Source organism: Nosocomiicoccus ampullae, assembly GCF_001696685.1.
In the GTDB taxonomy this organism is placed as follows: Bacteria; Bacillota; Bacilli; order Staphylococcales; family Salinicoccaceae; genus Nosocomiicoccus; species Nosocomiicoccus ampullae_A.
The window spans coordinates 1-15740 of record NZ_MBFG01000013.1 but is presented as its reverse complement, the minus strand read 5'-3'; the positions used below and the strand labels follow the sequence as shown (position 1 = coordinate 15740).

At 34.5% G+C, this 15740-nt stretch carries 15 protein-coding genes and 1 other annotated feature; of the genes, 2 read left to right on the top strand and 13 right to left on the bottom strand.

All coding sequences use genetic code 11. The features are described from left to right. Positions 1–63 precede the first annotated feature (63 nt). Complete coding sequence (locus tag BBS29_RS06265; RefSeq protein WP_068130281.1) at positions 64–483, bottom strand: hypothetical protein; 420 nt, start codon at positions 481–483, stop codon at positions 64–66. Between the two features lie 126 nt (positions 484–609). Here BBS29_RS06265 and BBS29_RS06260 point away from each other — a divergent pair, with 126 nt between their 5' ends. Continuing rightward, the gene (locus BBS29_RS06260) at positions 610–1344 is read left to right on the top strand and encodes a hypothetical protein (RefSeq protein ID WP_068130278.1); all 735 of its coding nucleotides are present in this window, start codon (positions 610–612) and stop codon (positions 1342–1344) included. 40 nt (positions 1345–1384) lie between these two features. Here BBS29_RS06260 and BBS29_RS06255 read toward each other — a convergent pair whose 3' ends face one another. From BBS29_RS06255 to BBS29_RS06205, 11 genes are all read right to left on the bottom strand, one after another. Then, positions 1385–2572: a GTP-binding protein gene (locus BBS29_RS06255; protein WP_068130275.1), complete on the bottom strand. Its 1188-nt coding sequence runs from the start codon at positions 2570–2572 to the stop codon at positions 1385–1387. 124 nt (positions 2573–2696) lie between these two features. After that, a complete protein-coding gene (locus BBS29_RS06250; RefSeq protein ID WP_068130272.1) occupies positions 2697–3215 on the bottom strand; it encodes an STM3941 family protein in 519 nt (172 codons plus the stop codon). Positions 3216–3341: 126 nt separating this feature from the next. After that, complete coding sequence (locus BBS29_RS06245) at positions 3342–4172, bottom strand: DUF2382 domain-containing protein (RefSeq protein WP_068130268.1); 831 nt, start codon at positions 4170–4172, stop codon at positions 3342–3344. 133 nt (positions 4173–4305) lie between these two features. Continuing rightward, positions 4306–5415, bottom strand: a complete 1110-nt coding sequence (locus BBS29_RS06240; RefSeq protein ID WP_373554038.1) for a 5-methyltetrahydropteroyltriglutamate--homocysteine S-methyltransferase — start codon at positions 5413–5415, stop codon at positions 4306–4308. 115 nt (positions 5416–5530) lie between these two features. Further along, positions 5531–5779 (bottom strand) — a binding site (T-box leader). Positions 5780–5854: 75 nt separating this feature from the next. Then, positions 5855–7312 carry a carbon starvation CstA family protein gene (locus BBS29_RS06235; RefSeq protein ID WP_068130262.1) on the bottom strand — a complete coding sequence of 486 codons (1458 nt, stop codon included), beginning with the start codon at positions 7310–7312 and terminating at the stop codon, positions 5855–5857. Between the two features lie 136 nt (positions 7313–7448). Then, positions 7449–8741 carry an ATP-binding protein gene (locus tag BBS29_RS06230; protein ID WP_441295486.1) on the bottom strand — a complete coding sequence of 431 codons (1293 nt, stop codon included), beginning with the start codon at positions 8739–8741 and terminating at the stop codon, positions 7449–7451. Positions 8742–8763: 22 nt separating this feature from the next. Then, on the bottom strand, positions 8764–9417 hold the full coding sequence (locus tag BBS29_RS06225; protein WP_068130257.1) for a response regulator transcription factor: 654 nt from the start codon (positions 9415–9417) through the stop codon (positions 8764–8766). Positions 9418–9447: 30 nt separating this feature from the next. Next, positions 9448–10824 carry an ABC transporter permease gene (locus BBS29_RS06220; RefSeq protein WP_068130254.1) on the bottom strand — a complete coding sequence of 459 codons (1377 nt, stop codon included), beginning with the start codon at positions 10822–10824 and terminating at the stop codon, positions 9448–9450. Then, positions 10821–11474: an ABC transporter ATP-binding protein gene (locus BBS29_RS06215; RefSeq protein WP_441295487.1), complete on the bottom strand. Its 654-nt coding sequence runs from the start codon at positions 11472–11474 to the stop codon at positions 10821–10823. Before BBS29_RS06215 ends, BBS29_RS06220 begins: the two co-directional genes overlap by 4 nt. Positions 11475–11480: 6 nt before the next feature. Further along, positions 11481–12710: an ABC transporter permease gene (locus BBS29_RS06210; RefSeq protein ID WP_068130247.1), complete on the bottom strand. Its 1230-nt coding sequence runs from the start codon at positions 12708–12710 to the stop codon at positions 11481–11483. Between the two features lie 190 nt (positions 12711–12900). Next, positions 12901–13347 (bottom strand): ASCH domain-containing protein, encoded by a 447-nt coding sequence (locus tag BBS29_RS06205; RefSeq protein WP_068130242.1) that lies wholly within the window; start codon positions 13345–13347, stop codon positions 12901–12903. 118 nt (positions 13348–13465) lie between these two features. Here BBS29_RS06205 and BBS29_RS06200 point away from each other — a divergent pair, with 118 nt between their 5' ends. Further along, positions 13466–14239, top strand: coding sequence for a hypothetical protein (locus BBS29_RS06200; protein ID WP_068130239.1), 774 nt, complete (start codon positions 13466–13468; stop codon positions 14237–14239). Positions 14240–14462: 223 nt separating this feature from the next. Here BBS29_RS06200 and BBS29_RS06195 read toward each other — a convergent pair whose 3' ends face one another. After that, complete coding sequence (locus BBS29_RS06195; protein ID WP_068130237.1) at positions 14463–15671, bottom strand: erythromycin esterase family protein; 1209 nt, start codon at positions 15669–15671, stop codon at positions 14463–14465. Positions 15672–15740: the final 69 nt, after the last annotated feature.

Here is a 15740-nt window from a genome sequence, read left to right as displayed (position 1 = left end):
AATTATACCAATTAACGACAAAGAAACCAGTATTCATAATAGAATACTGGTTCCTTTGTTCCCCTATTCCCCAAACAAATCTCCAAAGTTTTCGCCACCGAGGCTTTCTACTACTTTAGATAGTTCGTTTAACTTCTCTCTGAATGCTTCTGATGATTTCAGCTGTTCAGGCAGTTCGTTTACACGTACAAATTTTAGCTCGTCCGCAGCTTTTTTATACACTTCAACTTCTAGTTTACTTGACGGATATTCCGCCTCTACTTCTAGCTTGTAGTGCACATTTTCATCCGTTAGTGAAATGACGATTTCTAACTCGTCTTCTCCGCCTGAAACTCCTTCGTTAAAAAGTTTAGACTCTAACTCGCTTTCTATGATTAGAAAGTTGTTATTGTCCGCTTCCTTTACAGAAATATCAAAAAGAATGTCTTCTAACTCTCGGAGTAGCCCTCTGACTTTTCGTCTATTCGTTAATTGTTCACTCATAATGATGCCTCCTTTTTATATTCCCCTCTCTTATTATTATACCAAATTTTACATATTGATTATATTTTTAAATGTATAGTTTATTCACTCTGATATAATATAATTAAAAGTTTTTAGAGGTGGATTATGAAGAAAATAATTTATGTAATGATGTTATTTACACTTGTTTTAGTCGCATGTAGCAAAACTCCTGTTCCCATTCAAGACAATATGGTCGAACGAAAGGATAATTCGAATGTTGAAGAATTCGATGAATCATCTAAAGATGACTCAAACAAAGATGATTCTGTAGAGGATTCAAAACAAGAAGAAAAGAAAGTCGAACCGTTAATTAAAAGAGAAGAACTTACTAGAAACCAGATTCTCGCAATGACTTGGTTTGACCAAATCCCTATTAAGGATGACAATTATATATTGCCAGATGCAAATGATGTCATTCAAAACAAATATACATATGAGTTGTATATGCCAGATAGAAGTATTGAGTATAAAGAATTAACAGGGGTTAAAAAGATTGGACTCATTCCATATATTAATCGTGGATCATTTGATTTGGCCTATCCTTATGAAGTCGATATATATTTAGTTCTTCCTAAGCCCAATTCGCATGGTGATGCTTACTTTTCCATTGGTGAGGAATATGTAGTTTTAGTAACAACTCAGGAAGCGCCATTATATAAATATACGAAACCTAGTGAACATGCTCCTGCTTTAGCTTCAGAATATCGTATCGATGATTTATATGAAAAATATAAAGACGATGAACGCGTCATAGAACTTTCAAATATGTTTGAAGAGTATCATGAACGTGATGAGTATTACAAAAACAATCCTGAAGCTGACCCACATAATAAGAATTAAAACAAGCCCTACACCTAAAATATAGGTGTAGGGCTTAATTTTATGCAATCTGCCATGGATACGGATCTTCTAATGCGTTCCAGTCTTGTTCCATTTCTTCTGCATTGATTAGGCATTCATCTAATTGTTTTGTGATTGCTTCTTTGTCTAAGTCGATTCCAATGAATACGAGTTCGTTTCTTCTGTCTCCGTATTCTGGGTCCCACGTTTGTGCCATTTCTCTATTTTCTGCTAATATTTGACGACGTGTTTCTGTAGGCATCGCTGCTACCCAGTAGCTCACTGGTTCGATTCCAACACTTCTACCTGCTTGTGATACCATGATTGCAAAGTCATTTCTTGACGCGAGCCATGCGAGTCCTTTTGCACGTACGATGTTTTCTGGCATTTCTTGTAAGAAGTCGTCAAAGCGTTTTGCGTTGAATGGTAATGTGCGTTTATATACGAAACTTGAAATACCGTATTCTTCTGTTTCTGGTGTATGGTTTTCATGTCCCATTTCAAGCTCTCTTAACCATCCTGCGGATGATGCTGCTTTTTCATAGTCAAAACGTCCGGTATTTAATACTTTTTCTAGTGGTACTTCTGCATTCACTGTTTCGATAATTTCTGCTTCAGGCTGTAACGTACGAATTGTTCGTTTTAATTGTGATAACTCATCTTCAGATACTAAATCTGTTTTATTTAAAATAATAATGTCACAAAACTCGATTTGGTCAATGAGTAAATCACTCACTTCACGTTCATCGACTTCACTCATTCCTTCTTGACGATCAAGTAGGGTTTCTCCTGAATTATAGTCATTCCAGAATCGATATGCGTCTACTACTGTGACCATCGTATCGATGTAAGTCGTTTTTGTTAAGTCGATACCGAGCGCTTCATCGACATATGAAAACGTCTGTGCAACTGGGACAGGCTCACTGATTCCTGTAGATTCGATTAAAATGTAGTCGATATCTTGTTTAGATAACTTCTCAATTTCTACGAGTAAGTCCTCGCGTAATGTACAACAAATACATCCGTTAGAAAGTTCTACAAACTTTTCATCTGTACGACTTAAGCTACTTCCATTCGCAATTAAGTCTGCATCGATATTAATTTCACTCATATCGTTTACGAGTACTGCTACTTTTAAGCCTTCTGTATTGTTTAAAATGTGGTTCATTAACGTTGTCTTACCTGCACCAAGGTATCCACTAAGTATTGTTACTGGTATTCTTTTCATTTATAAATCTCCTAAATCGTAATTGTTACGTTCTATATAATAACATGTTTGAAAATTTTAAGTCAATGTTTCGACACTCATTAAAAAAGCCTTACACTACTTCGTAGTATAAGACCTATCTCTTTTAATTATTCGCTTGTTTTAAGTAACTATTCATGAGTTCGACTAATTCTGTTGCATCGTACCCGACTGCGATATTTGCGTTTACGTTAATTCCTGGCAAGCCCATATTTTCGTTTGCTTTTGCCATCTTTTTAGCAAAATCTGACAGATTGCGTAGTGTCTCATCTGGATTTTTTAATTGAACATTCACGAATTGCTGTCCGCTCATTTCAGCATGTTGAATTTGACTGACTTCACTCCATTCAATTAACTGATCATTTGTCGCCATGAGTGATGAATAATCGTAAAATCCTTTGTCGTTAATAACGAGTAACGTATCTCCTGAACGGTACATTTTAATCGTAGCAATTAGACCCGCGATAGAAAAACCAATTCCTGCTCCACCGATGATGGATAGTAATAAGCTTTCTTTATTTAAACCATAGAGCAGTATAAATACGCTTAGACCGATAAAGGCAATCGAGAATAAGATTAGCATCGTTACTTTCTTTTTGCTCTTTTTAATGACAATTTCTCCCATAAGATTCACTCCTTTTAGCTGATAAAAAATATTTACCCAAAGAGTGTTGAAAAATAACATTAATAAAAAAGACTGTAGATTAAATCTACAGTCTAATAACTTACTATTTAAAAGTTTTTATTTGATTTATCTATCAAATCTATCTTGGTCTTTTTCTACATTAACATTACCATCCGTTTGAACGTCTAGTTCTTCACGTCTAACGTTGTCTTCAAAGTGTTCAGTATCTGTAACACGACGTTTACCTACTTCTACTTCTTCAGTGACTACTGATTTTTTATCAACGTCTACTTGTTCTTCTGTTAATGGAATAGAGTAATCTTCGTCATGGAAGTCTCCATCTTTAGCTTCTCTACCGTCTTCAACTTTATGGCGCTCAATTACAACTTCGTCATGTTCAACTGGAACGTCAATTGACTCTCTGTCTTCAACTACGTTTTTAGAAACGTTTACTTGACCACTTTCAACTTCACGTTTATTAACGTCAAGTTGCTCTTCTTTTAATTCAACATTTTGTGTGTCAGCGTCTGCTACGCGGCTACGGTCATTCACGTCTCTATCTTCATAAGCACCACCAACTGGTGCTGCGCCATCTACTGCGTTAGCTTCTGAAACATTTCCACGTTCACCGTCTACTACAACGAGCACCTTACCTGCATCAATATCTGAACGGTAATCTGCTAACACATCGCCGTCTTGTCCAACACGATGTTCATAGTCATCTTCAACTGTAAATGCATTTACAATTTTGTCCCAGAATGACTCGTCTTCATGGTTTACACCATTTGCTCCTTCTGCTGAAGTAACGTCTACACCTGAATTATTTACAAATGTATTACGTGTTGATTCGTTTGCTACTAATCTAATTTGGTCTTCTCTGTAACCTTCTGCTTTTAACCCTTTAACTGCTTCTAATGCTTCTTCTGATGAATTATAACTTCCTTGTACAAAACTCATTATAATCTTCCTCCTATGTTTACCTTGATGGTAATCATTATTTTAATTGTTAAGATTATATGCCTATCGTATGTTGTTAATTAAAGTATGCCCGTTTAAATTTTTCTTAAACATCTTTTTTTAATTTTTCTAATTATTCTCCCTCAACAAGTAGTTCTTCTGCTAGCTCTACAATGTAACGAAGTTTGTTCCACTGTTCTTCTTCAGTGAGTAAATTACCATGGTGCGTTGAAGCGAAACCGCATTGCGGTGATAAGCAAATTTGTGATTTCGGTATAAATTGACTCGCTTCTTCGATTCTTTCTTTTATTGTTTCTTTGTCTTCAAGTTCACCGTGTTTAGAGGTAAATAATCCAAGCACTACTTTTGGACCATCGTTCGGAATATAATCTAGTGGTTTAAAGTCTCCGGATCTGTCATCATCATATTCTAAGAAGAATCCATCGACTTTCTCTCTTTTAAATAATGTCGGTGCGATTTTTGCATAACTGCCTTCGAATGCGTATTTTGAACGGTAGTTACCACGGCATAGATGCGTTGTGATGACGAGATCATCTGGTTTTACTTCTAAAATAGAGTTCACGACATATAGCGCTAGATCAATTGCTTCTTGTCGACTTAATTCAGTATCTCCCCATAAGTAATCTTCTGCATTAAGTCCTGCGATGTACACATCGTCAAATTGTAAGTAACGACAACCCGCTTCATAAAATGCCTCGACTGCATCTTGATATGTTTTTATAATATCGTCTGCATAGTCTTTAATATTTGGATAGATAGACTTATCACGAATACCTTCGTTAAATAGTTGGTTCGGGCTTGGGATCGTTTGTTTTGCTACTGCACGTCCGTTTACTATTTTCTTAAACAATTTAAACTCTTCGACGTGAGGGTGGTTTTTGTTAAACGAAATTTTACCGTTATTTCGAATGTTCCACGCTTCTGTAACTTCACCGACGAACGTGTATCCTTGTTCTGGCTCGTACCCTTCGACACCGTTTAACTGTTCTAAAAAGTCTGTGTGCCAAAATCGTCTTCTGAATTCTCCATCTGTGACTGCTTTTAACCCTACTTCGATTTGTTTATCGACAACTTTTTCAATTTCTTCTGTTTCTATTTTAAATAATTCTTCTTTAGAAATATTGCCTGCTTTAAAATCTTTTCGTGCGTTATGAATACGTTCTGGTCTAAGTAAACTTCCTACGTGATCTGCTTTGAATGGTCCTTTTGTCATATTAAACATCTCCTAATTTTTAATTTAATTTTTCTTCAACTCGTTTTTCATCATGTCACTTTCGATTTTAATCGCCCCATTTTAAATAGCTGCCAATAAAAAAACGTCCTTTGAATTATACAATTCAAAGGACGCTATATACGTGTTACCACCTTACTTTATGCATTTCTTGCGAAATACACCTCACAGGTACGGCGTAAATATACGCTTATACCCTGGCTTTGTAACGGAAGCAACCGATTAACTCTTACTTTAAAGTTCGAATCAATGCTTTAGAGGCCATTTTCAAAATAATTCCAACCGTCTTTTCTCACCAACCAAAGACTCTCTGTAACGTCTTCGTTACTTTTACTTTCCTCATCAACAGCTTTAATTTATTGTTGTGAATAACTATATCACACATTAAAAATTAAAATCAATACAATTTTTAAAATTATCTGAAAATTTATTATTCAGTTACTGGATACGCTCTTTTATAACTTGATATATCTTCTTCTAACGGTATCTCGTCTCTACGCGCGCGTTTTGCTGCAATAAAGAACGCTGCTGTTAATACAACTGTTACAACAGTCGCACCGATATACGACACGTTCATTGGTAAGTTAAATCCGATTTTGGCGTTTAAAATATAAGTCGTCGTCGCCATTAACATAAATATACCTGGAATGAGTGCAATCCAGTAGTTTTTCTTACTGACAAATAAGTACATCGCTCCAACAAATAGTGCGATGACTGCTGTCGATTGGTTCGCCCATGAGAAGTAGCGCCATAATATATTAAAGTCCATTTGTGTTAAAGCGATTGAAATGACGAACATCGGTAAAGCGATCATTAGACGTTTACTAATTTTAGATTGCCCAATGTTAAAGTAGTCTGCAATGATCATACGTGCACCACGGAATGCAGTGTCTCCTGACGTGATTGGTAAAATGATTACCCCTAAAATTGCGAGTGTTCCACCAACTGCCCCTAACATCGTGGTTGCGATTTCACTTACGACAACTGCCGGTCCACCTGAAGCGAGTAATTCGTTTAAATTTTCACCTGTGAATAAACTCATACCTGCTGCTGCCCAGATCATTGCGATAATTCCTTCTGCGATCATCATACCATAGAAAATTTTACGACCTTGGCCTTCTTTTTCAGTCGTACGCGAAATAATTGGTGACTGAGTTGCGTGGAATCCAGATAACGCACCACATGAAATCGTTAAGAATAATAACGGGAAAATCGGAAGATTTCCCGGATGTAAATTTTGTAGTGTGATTTCTGGGATCGGGGCACCTTTTATAATTAATCCGCCACCAATACCAATCGCACTGATGAGAAGTAATAGACCGAAAATCGGGTAGAATCGCCCGATGATTTTATCGATTGGTAACAGTGTTGCTAAAATATAGTACGCAAATATCAGTACTAAAATAACTGTTAACGCAATCTTTCCATTCATTAAATTGTATAGTAAGTCTGCAGGTGCGGATACAAACACTGTTCCAACGAGCACTAATAGCAATAACGAAAACGCGTTTACGACGTGCTTCATCACTTTTCCTAAAAATTTACCTGCAAGCTCTGGTAAATGTGCACCACGGTTACGAATAGAGATCATCCCTGTTAAGTAGTCGTGTACACCACCAGCAAAGATAGCACCGATGACGATCCAAAGGAATGCAACCGGCCCGTAAAGCGCGCCCATAATCGGACCAAAAATAGGACCGACTCCTGCGATATTTAATAACTGTATAAGAGAGTTTTTTCTCGTATTCATCGGCACATAGTCGACACCGTCACTATGCGTATACGCAGGTGTCGGACGTTCTTTAGGCATAAACACGCGTTCAACGTATTTACCATAAGTAAAGTAACCGATAATTAATAAAACTATACTCACTAAAAATGTAATCATATTTTGTCTCCCTTTCTGAAGTTTTATAAATCTAGTATATCGAATATACAATAATAAAGATAGCGTTTTCAAGAAAACGTTTTTATAGATTCATATTAAAAATCACCTCTATTTTCATAGAGGTGATTCCATATTATTATCCGTTAATTTTGATTTTAAAAATAAATGCTTTGTCTGTCGTTTCAACTTTATATTGCTTATTGTAATTATCTAATAAACTACTCACGATATATAAGCCGAGTCCATTACTCGTCTTCTTGTTGATATCAAATTTCACATCAAATATCCCGTCAGTATTTAGCGCTTTAACATTTTTATAAGTGTTTTCGATAAAGAACCATTCATTACCGACACCGATATTAATCTCACCGTGATCGTCGGTATATTTGACTGCGTTACTCACTAAGTTTGACATAATCATTGTTAACGCCTGATGGTTAATATATATCGTCTCGTCTTCTACTCGATTACTAATTGTAATATTTTTTTGTTTTGAAATCACACGATATTTATCTAAAACGTTTTGTAAGACGTCGTTAATTAAAATTTCCGCTTTATCTTCCTTTAAATGATCGACAGATGACAACGATAAAATTTGCGTGATGTTTTGTGAAAGTTCATCTGTAATTTCAATACAATTCGCGATATATTTATCTCTATCTTTGTATTTCCCGATGTTATACTGCATGTTCTCGAGTATAATTTTAAGACTTGCGAGTGGTGTTTTTAACTCATGAGATGCGCCTCTATAAAAGTCATACTTTAACGCTTCTAATTTTAAAATTTCTTTGTTTTTAACTTCTAAATCGTCTATCGACTGTAGTAGCGTAAAATACAATTCGTTAATTTGTCTTTTTAAATCTCCGATTTCATCGTTTGACGTAACTGCTAACGATGCACTTTTATCGAGCAACATCATATCGTCTGTGACAGATTTTATTTCTTCTATATTATTTTTAATAAACTTTGCATAAACGAGTGCAACAATTACAGATACGATTAAAGATAACAGTAGTGAATACGGCAGAAACTTAAAGCTTAAATCTCTTGCATCCTTTTGCATATTTGCGGTTGATATAAACTGAACGTCTAGATTTTCACCACTATTTAAAGTAATTGTACGCTCTTCGATGATAAGTGAGTTATTACTACTCGTCGGATCGATGCCAACGTCTTTGTTAATCTCTACAGCATTGTTATTGTGATTACCTTTTAAAGCGACTTTAATTTCACTATTCTCCGAATAGAAATTTAATGATTCTTGGACATAGTAGAGTGACTGGCCATTTAAATTCTCTGATATTTCGTCTGCTTTACTATAAATTTCATCTTTTCGACTTTCTAAATATGGTTTTGGGAAAATTAAAAAGACAAATAGATGAATGAGTAGCGTAACGACTAATAGAACTGAAAAGATTTGTATAAACATTTTAGGAAATATCTTCATAAAGTTATTGTCTCTCCAGTCTATAGCCGACATTACGTATCGTTTTAATACAGTCGAGCTGTAGTTTCTTTCGCAACTCTTTAATGTACACATCAATCACGCGGTCATAGGGGGCGTCGTCGGTATCTTTCCATACGTTATCTAATATTTGCGACCGCGTTAATGCATTACCTTCATTGATGAGTAAACACTTTAATATCTCTAATTCTTTCGGATTCACGTCAACTGGCTCGCCGTTTACTGTTGCTGTGTAACTTGTGAAGTTCACTTCTGTATCACGATACTCAAAACTTTCTACGTTACTATAATGTTTTTTAATGAGCGCATCGACTCTTACTTTTAATACAGGTAAGGAGAATGGTTTTTCGATATAGCCATCTGCAAAATGTGTAAACGCATCGATCTTATACGCTTCATCGTTAAAAGCTGTTAACATCAAGACAGGTAACGTGCTCATTTTTCTTATCTCTTTTAACACGTCTAAGCCGTTCATGACTGGAAGTTGGATGTCTAGTATAACGAGCTTTATATCACGGTTAAATAATTGTAGAGCTACTCCACCATCTTCAGCTTCTATCACAGTGTAGCCAAATTCAGATAAATACTCCGCGATGCCTTCTCTTATTATTTTGTCATCTTCAACAATGAGTACTTTCATATGATCTCCTTACCCAATACTTGTATTCTCTTATTTCGTATCTATAAGCAGCTCTTTCGGGTTCTTTTTAAGAATATTTATAGAAGCAATGATGACTGATACGAGTAACACGATAGACATAAAGATTACGACGTAAACGATTGATTCAGTTAATATATTAACATCTAAATGCGTTAAAGTTCTATTAAATCCATCGACTTCCGCACCGCCACCTAACTGACTAGATGATGATTGTGACTCGATTTGTTTTTGGATATCGCCAGATACTTTGCTTAAGATTTTTTCACCGAATATCTGAGCTGTGTATTTTGCGATAATCGTTGAGGCAATAAATGCAGGGATTGATATAAATATCACTTCAAAAATAAGTTGCATTAGTATTTGACCTTTAGAAATCCCTAACGATAATAGTATCGCAATTTCTTTTCTTCTGGCGTTCATCCATAAGAATAATAGTAATGACACGATGACACCAGCAAATATAAGTGAACCGATAAACAACGTGTTCGCAATGCTGCTAATATTTGAGATTGACTCTTCTAACGCTGGGAAGTTTGACGTACTCTTAACTAAACTATACATACTCCAGTTGATGTCGAGTTTTTCAAGGTCTTTAACGACCGTTTCTAAACTCGTATCTCCTTTAACGAAGAATGTCGCATCTTGATATACTGCAGTGTCTTCAGTATTTCCATACACTTTAGCTGCTGTATTTAAATCTGTCATTATCGTATTTTGATATAATTCTTGGGGTGCTGTTACTGGTCCATTGTTCTCTCCATCAAACAATCCGATGATTTCCGCTTCTACAGTTTCATCAGCGCCTTTTTCGTTATCCGCATCATACACGTTAGATTTAATTTTAATTGTATCTCCGACTTTTAGATTATTCTTTTCAGCGAGTTCTTTATGAAGGATGACTTTACTCACGTCTCCATCTTTTAAATGCTCACCTTCAACAAGTTTATAACTTTCAGATACAAATTTAGTTTCTTTAGATGAATCATTTACCCCTGTTAACATGACTGTACGCTTAAAGTATTTTGCACGGTCACTCGACGGATCGACTTTTGTTTCAGGCGTTTCGATAATATCATGGTCTGCTAAGTCTGCGACACTGTTAATTCTTTTAACGTAGTGATCGATACTTTTTACTTCTGATATCTTCTTAATATCTTCGCCTTTAATATTACCCCCACCTCTAGGTGTACCTGGGTTCACTTGTCGGTTAATTTCCATAATAAAACTATTCATGACGTTTCCAAACGTCTCTTCAGATGCTTTTTCAGTAGAATCTTTAATAGATAAACCAATTAAAGATAGTGTCGTCATTATTAAAATGACACTCATTATAATTAAACTTTTTAATTTCTTTCTCGTCACATAGTGAAAGGCGTTTTTTATCATTTTCTTACCTCCCTATCGACACGTTGAAGTGTTTTTTGTTTCAGTTCTAATACGACGTCTGCCGCTTTTGCGACCTCTCTACTATGTGTAACAACGATGACACACTTATCTCTTTTGATTGCGAGTTCTTTTAGTACTTCGATAATATCTAACGCTGTATTGTCATCTAAGTTCCCAGTTGGTTCATCTGCTAATATAACCGGAGCTTTTGATACTAGCGCACGTGCAATCGCTACACGTTGTTGCTGACCACCTGAAAGTTTCAATACGTTTCTTTTTACTTCATTTGGACTAAGTCCTAGTTCTAATAATATGTCTGATGACGCTTCTTTGTTCACTAAACGAATGTTTTCAAGTGGGGATAAATAATCGATTAAATTATAATTTTGAAACACTAACGATATATGGTCTTTTCTATGCTTTGTGTACCCGGCATTTTTAATATCTTCACCGTCAAATAATATTTGTCCACTCGTCGGTTCATCGAGCCCAGCAAGTAACGACAGTAACGTCGACTTACCTGATCCAGATTTACCGACAATTGCGTAAAATTTTCCTTTCTCAAATGTTTCAGTTACATTCGATAATACTTTTCCTTTACCGCTTTTATATTGATACGATACGTTTTTTATCTCTAATATGCTCATAATAATCTCCTAACTAATTTTTGATAATAGCTCTTTTGGCGTTTTAACGAGAATCATTAACGATGCGATAACTACAGATATCGCTATAATTACAATCAACAGTCCATAACTCATTACAAATGTAGATAACTGATACGTCATTTCTATTTGTAGTTCACTCTGTACTAACTGATTCTCAATAATTTTCCCTACAACAAAATAGCTAAAGATAAACGACAACACGAGTGCCGGTATAGATATAATAAAAAGTTCTGCTAAAAACTGCGTAATAATTTTAAACTTACTAACACCAATCGAAAGTAAAATCGCAATTTCGTAAATGCGTTCTCTGATAAAGAATGTGAGTACGAGTGATAACACTAAAACTCCACCGACTAATATCGAATACGCCATAAGCTTAATCATGTCATTTATACTTCCGTAAGATTCAATCACATCTTTAAATGGATCGTTTTTTTCTTCAAAGTAAAACTCCGCACTAAGCACACTCGACTTTTCTAACGTTTCTTTTAACTTTGCTGGTTCTTTTGTGAACATCTCTAATTCATTCACAACTTCACTATCATCTAATCCAAGCGCACGCTGACTTGTTTTGTAATTCATAAACACTGTGTTTTCACTAAAATCAGATGTTAAACCTGTATATTGTTCTTGTTTTTTACCAGAGAAAATCCCTTTAATTTTGAACGTGTATGGTTCATGTGCTTTCTCACTGTTCGTTTCAAACATTTCTAACTGAATCTCATCATTCACTTTTAAGTTGTTTTCTTTCGCAAGTGCTTCGTGGATTAAAATACCATTCTCATCGTTCTCACTTAAGTTTTCACCCGCTTCAATAGTGAACGCGCCACTTTGAAATAACTCATGACGTTTCACATCCTGAACCGCTTCAAACGCGAGCACTTTTCTAAACTCACTCGGTAAATCCTCTCGCATCACCGTCTGAGCAGCTTCAATCACCTTTAATCCTTTAGGTTTCGCGAGCCCTTTATATTTAGAAACAATCTCTTTATCACCTTCTACAGAATCAAACTCTGATCTTAAAAAATCACCGCCGTCTTTTTTCATCACCACTAGAGAAGAGCGAGATGACTTCTCAAGAGACGACTTCAATTGATTTGTCGTATATAAAAAGTTCAAACAAGAATATAAACAAGATAGAACGACTGCTAAAATTAAAAGCAAAATCACCGTCCGTCTCATCTTTCTCGTAACATACACCCATGCATTCCTTAACATCACAAACCTCCTTCAAACTTTTACAAGTTTATAATACAACCCATTTATAAAACGTATATGAAATGAAAAATAAAATTTTGGAAATAAAAAAGCACTCTCCTAAAATAGAAAGTGCTTGATTAATCATTATAAATGTATATCCTTGTATATTTAATTTTATAAATCAGAGTACTAATCAAAAGAATTATATTTATTTTCTTACATCAATCAATTCGAATCGTTCACAAACAAGGAGCATGCCTTCTGAAAACTCATGGCCGATAGCACCGAGTTCTTTTTTAAAGAATTTCTCATGCTCATCCCACCAATATTGGTAAGTTCTATCTCCTTCACCTTCCGCAATCGCAAATTCTTCACTGACCTCATTCATTGGAGTTATAGTCACTTCAACTGTTTTGATAATTGCTACGGGCTCATTTTCACTGTTCAAAATAATGCTGTAATCCTCTGTTGTAGGCAGAGGTTCGTTTTCGATTTCATAAAATACACGTCCTGAACAAGTTGCGGTTTTAATACCATCTACCACTAACTGTGCAAGAGTGTCAGGATCATCCCCAAATTGCAATGCACTCACTGATTTAGGCTTTTCTTGATTTTTCCAATAATCATTCCAATATTCTTCACTTACTTTATTCATGATAGACCACTCTTCTCATAAAATAATATTCATTGTAATTAAATTTAATTATATATACTATGATAAAAAGTCACAATGATGTAAATTTAAATAGCTAATTCATTAAGGAGAACTAAAATTGGACATTAAATTAAAGTGGGTATTGCTTATAATTATAGCAATTTTATTACTCACATTATTTATTTATAAAGTAAACAGTCCTTCTACTAAAACATTCACTTCATCCAATGGACGTGAAGGTGAATACATGATTTACCCGGTGAGTAATTCTAAAGGCATACTATTATGGTTACATGGTGACGGTGCTTTTGAATATCAGAATCCAAAGTCAAAAGAGTATTTAGAAGGTTCAAAAGGGATTAAACATGTGGCAAAAGATAAAAATTTAACTCTAGTCGTTCCTAAAACACCTTCAACAAAATATGATACGTGGTGGGAAGAAGGAGATCTTAATTCAGATTATCTTATTGAATTAATTCAGTCTCTTCCGCACCATAATAATCTTTGGATAGGTGGATTTTCAGGTGGTGCCGAAATCGCATCTTACTGGCTAATCGAAAAGCTTCAAAAGGTAGATATTAAAGAAGGAGGCGCAGTTCTTTTTGGAGGCGGCGGTTCTCCAAAAGTTGAAAATATAAGTGAGCGTATTCCAAAAGATGAAATTATACCGGGCGACTTCCCTATTTATTGGATTGTCGGAGAACATGATACTGGCGACAGCAAAGAACATCCTTTTGACGCTTTAACTGCAAGTAAGGAAGGAGAAGAATTTTATAGAGAAAACGGTTGGGAAACACATATTATTATATTGGATAACTACGGTCATTTATTAACCAAAAATAATGAAGGGAAATATGGCGAGTTTCTAGACGAAATAATACCAGAACGTTAAATAAAAACAAGCACTCCTCGATTCCTCGAGAAGTGCTTTTAAATTTCATATGAATACAAATTGCTATGCAATTTGTGTACTGGACTTGTAAGCAAACAAGTTTGCCACTTTTCCACCTAGATTAACTTTGCATAAAAATATTTGAACATCGACAAACCGTCACTATGAAAATTAATTTGTAACACTAATGTGAATTAACTGTTTATATAATCATAAAATATACTTAATTAGTGATTTCTTCAATATAGATAAGACCATCGAATTGTTCTCTAGGGTTCAATTCATATTCTATAAAACCTTCGTCGTAAGCATTGTATCTATTATTTAATAGCTTATGTTGTTCTAGATTTATAAATAATGGACTTTCCTGATAATAAGAAAGTTGTGCTTCTAAAAATTTTTCATCAGTTATTTTTTCTAAATCTTCATTGTTTAAATAAATTGAAGAAAAGTTTTCAGCACTGTTAAAATACGTCCCAATAACAAAGGTTTTTAAATTAGATTGATTTAATAAGTAACCTAAAGAATAATGATCAGTAGGTCTAGATATTTGTCCTTCTTCGCTAGGAATATTTATTTTCCCAGGATTTTTTAAGGCATGCCAATTATGAACCCATACTATTACCTTATTTCCTTCTTTAACTAAGTTATTTATTTTTTCATACATGCCTATTCCTCTGCGTGAAAAATAATCTTGATTAGGATTAGTAATCTTTAAACCTGTTAAATATTCTTTAGATAAAGGGTTCTGTAGCACATCAATTCTGTGATTTATAAATTTTTTTGAATGAGGGTCCAAATCTTCATAACTGCTACTATTTTTAAGGTTTTTATAAAAATTAAGATAACTATCAACTTCGTCGTAATCAATATATTCTTCATCATTAAAAATCATTCTACTAGTGAATTCTCTAAGTTTAATTTCTTTATTTTTAAAGTCCTCTGCATTCTCTATATTACTCTTTTTTATATCTTGGTAAATATTTTCTAACAAATGTGTATTATCTGTTGTTTGATTATAAACAGTAGGTACCCAATCTATACCTTCTACAGATAGTTCATTATTCCAATGTTTTTTAAAGAGACTCGAAAAATTGGGTTGTGTATATTTTTCCATAACACTTTCATTTCTGACTATATCTAAATTACTCTCATCATAGAAATTTAAATAATATTCCAATTCTGCACTAGACGTTTCTAAACCAACAACATTATAGTCACCGTCTTTTGTTAATTGTGTTATTAATTTTATAAATATCTCGTCTATGTCTGAAGATGCATGAGTTGGTTCTGCGAGCACGATTACCTCATAATCTTCTATAGTATCAACTATATTAGAAAGGTCAGAGTCTAAATTATAAACTCCATTCTCTTCATTAGATGCACATCCTAATAGAAATATAGGAAAAATAAATATCAATAAATATCTCATTTTATAATTTCCACCTTTGTTTTAATATTTTCAAAAATTTTATCATGAGAAACAATAATAGTAGTCCTG

Bases quoted from the DNA above. Each gene is read 5' to 3' on its own strand.
- BBS29_RS06265 (WP_068130281.1), bottom strand. From the start codon at position 483: ATGAGTGAACAATTAACGAATAGACGAAAAGTCAGAGGGCTACTCCGA.
- BBS29_RS06260 (WP_068130278.1), top strand. From the start codon at position 610: ATGAAGAAAATAATTTATGTAATGATGTTATTTACACTTGTTTTAGTC.
- BBS29_RS06255 (WP_068130275.1), bottom strand. From the start codon at position 2,572: ATGAAAAGAATACCAGTAACAATACTTAGTGGATACCTTGGTGCAGGT.
- BBS29_RS06250 (WP_068130272.1), bottom strand. From the start codon at position 3,215: ATGGGAGAAATTGTCATTAAAAAGAGCAAAAAGAAAGTAACGATGCTA.
- BBS29_RS06245 (WP_068130268.1), bottom strand. From the start codon at position 4,172: ATGAGTTTTGTACAAGGAAGTTATAATTCATCAGAAGAAGCATTAGAA.
- BBS29_RS06240 (WP_373554038.1), bottom strand. From the start codon at position 5,415: ATGTTTAATATGACAAAAGGACCATTCAAAGCAGATCACGTAGGAAGT.
- BBS29_RS06235 (WP_068130262.1), bottom strand. From the start codon at position 7,312: ATGATTACATTTTTAGTGAGTATAGTTTTATTAATTATCGGTTACTTT.
- BBS29_RS06230 (WP_441295486.1), bottom strand. From the start codon at position 8,741: ATGTTTATACAAATCTTTTCAGTTCTATTAGTCGTTACGCTACTCATT.
- BBS29_RS06225 (WP_068130257.1), bottom strand. From the start codon at position 9,417: ATGAAAGTACTCATTGTTGAAGATGACAAAATAATAAGAGAAGGCATC.
- BBS29_RS06220 (WP_068130254.1), bottom strand. From the start codon at position 10,824: ATGATAAAAAACGCCTTTCACTATGTGACGAGAAAGAAATTAAAAAGT.
- BBS29_RS06210 (WP_068130247.1), bottom strand. From the start codon at position 12,710: ATGTTAAGGAATGCATGGGTGTATGTTACGAGAAAGATGAGACGGACG.
- BBS29_RS06205 (WP_068130242.1), bottom strand. From the start codon at position 13,347: ATGAATAAAGTAAGTGAAGAATATTGGAATGATTATTGGAAAAATCAA.
- BBS29_RS06195 (WP_068130237.1), bottom strand. From the start codon at position 15,671: ATGAGATATTTATTGATATTTATTTTTCCTATATTTCTATTAGGATGT.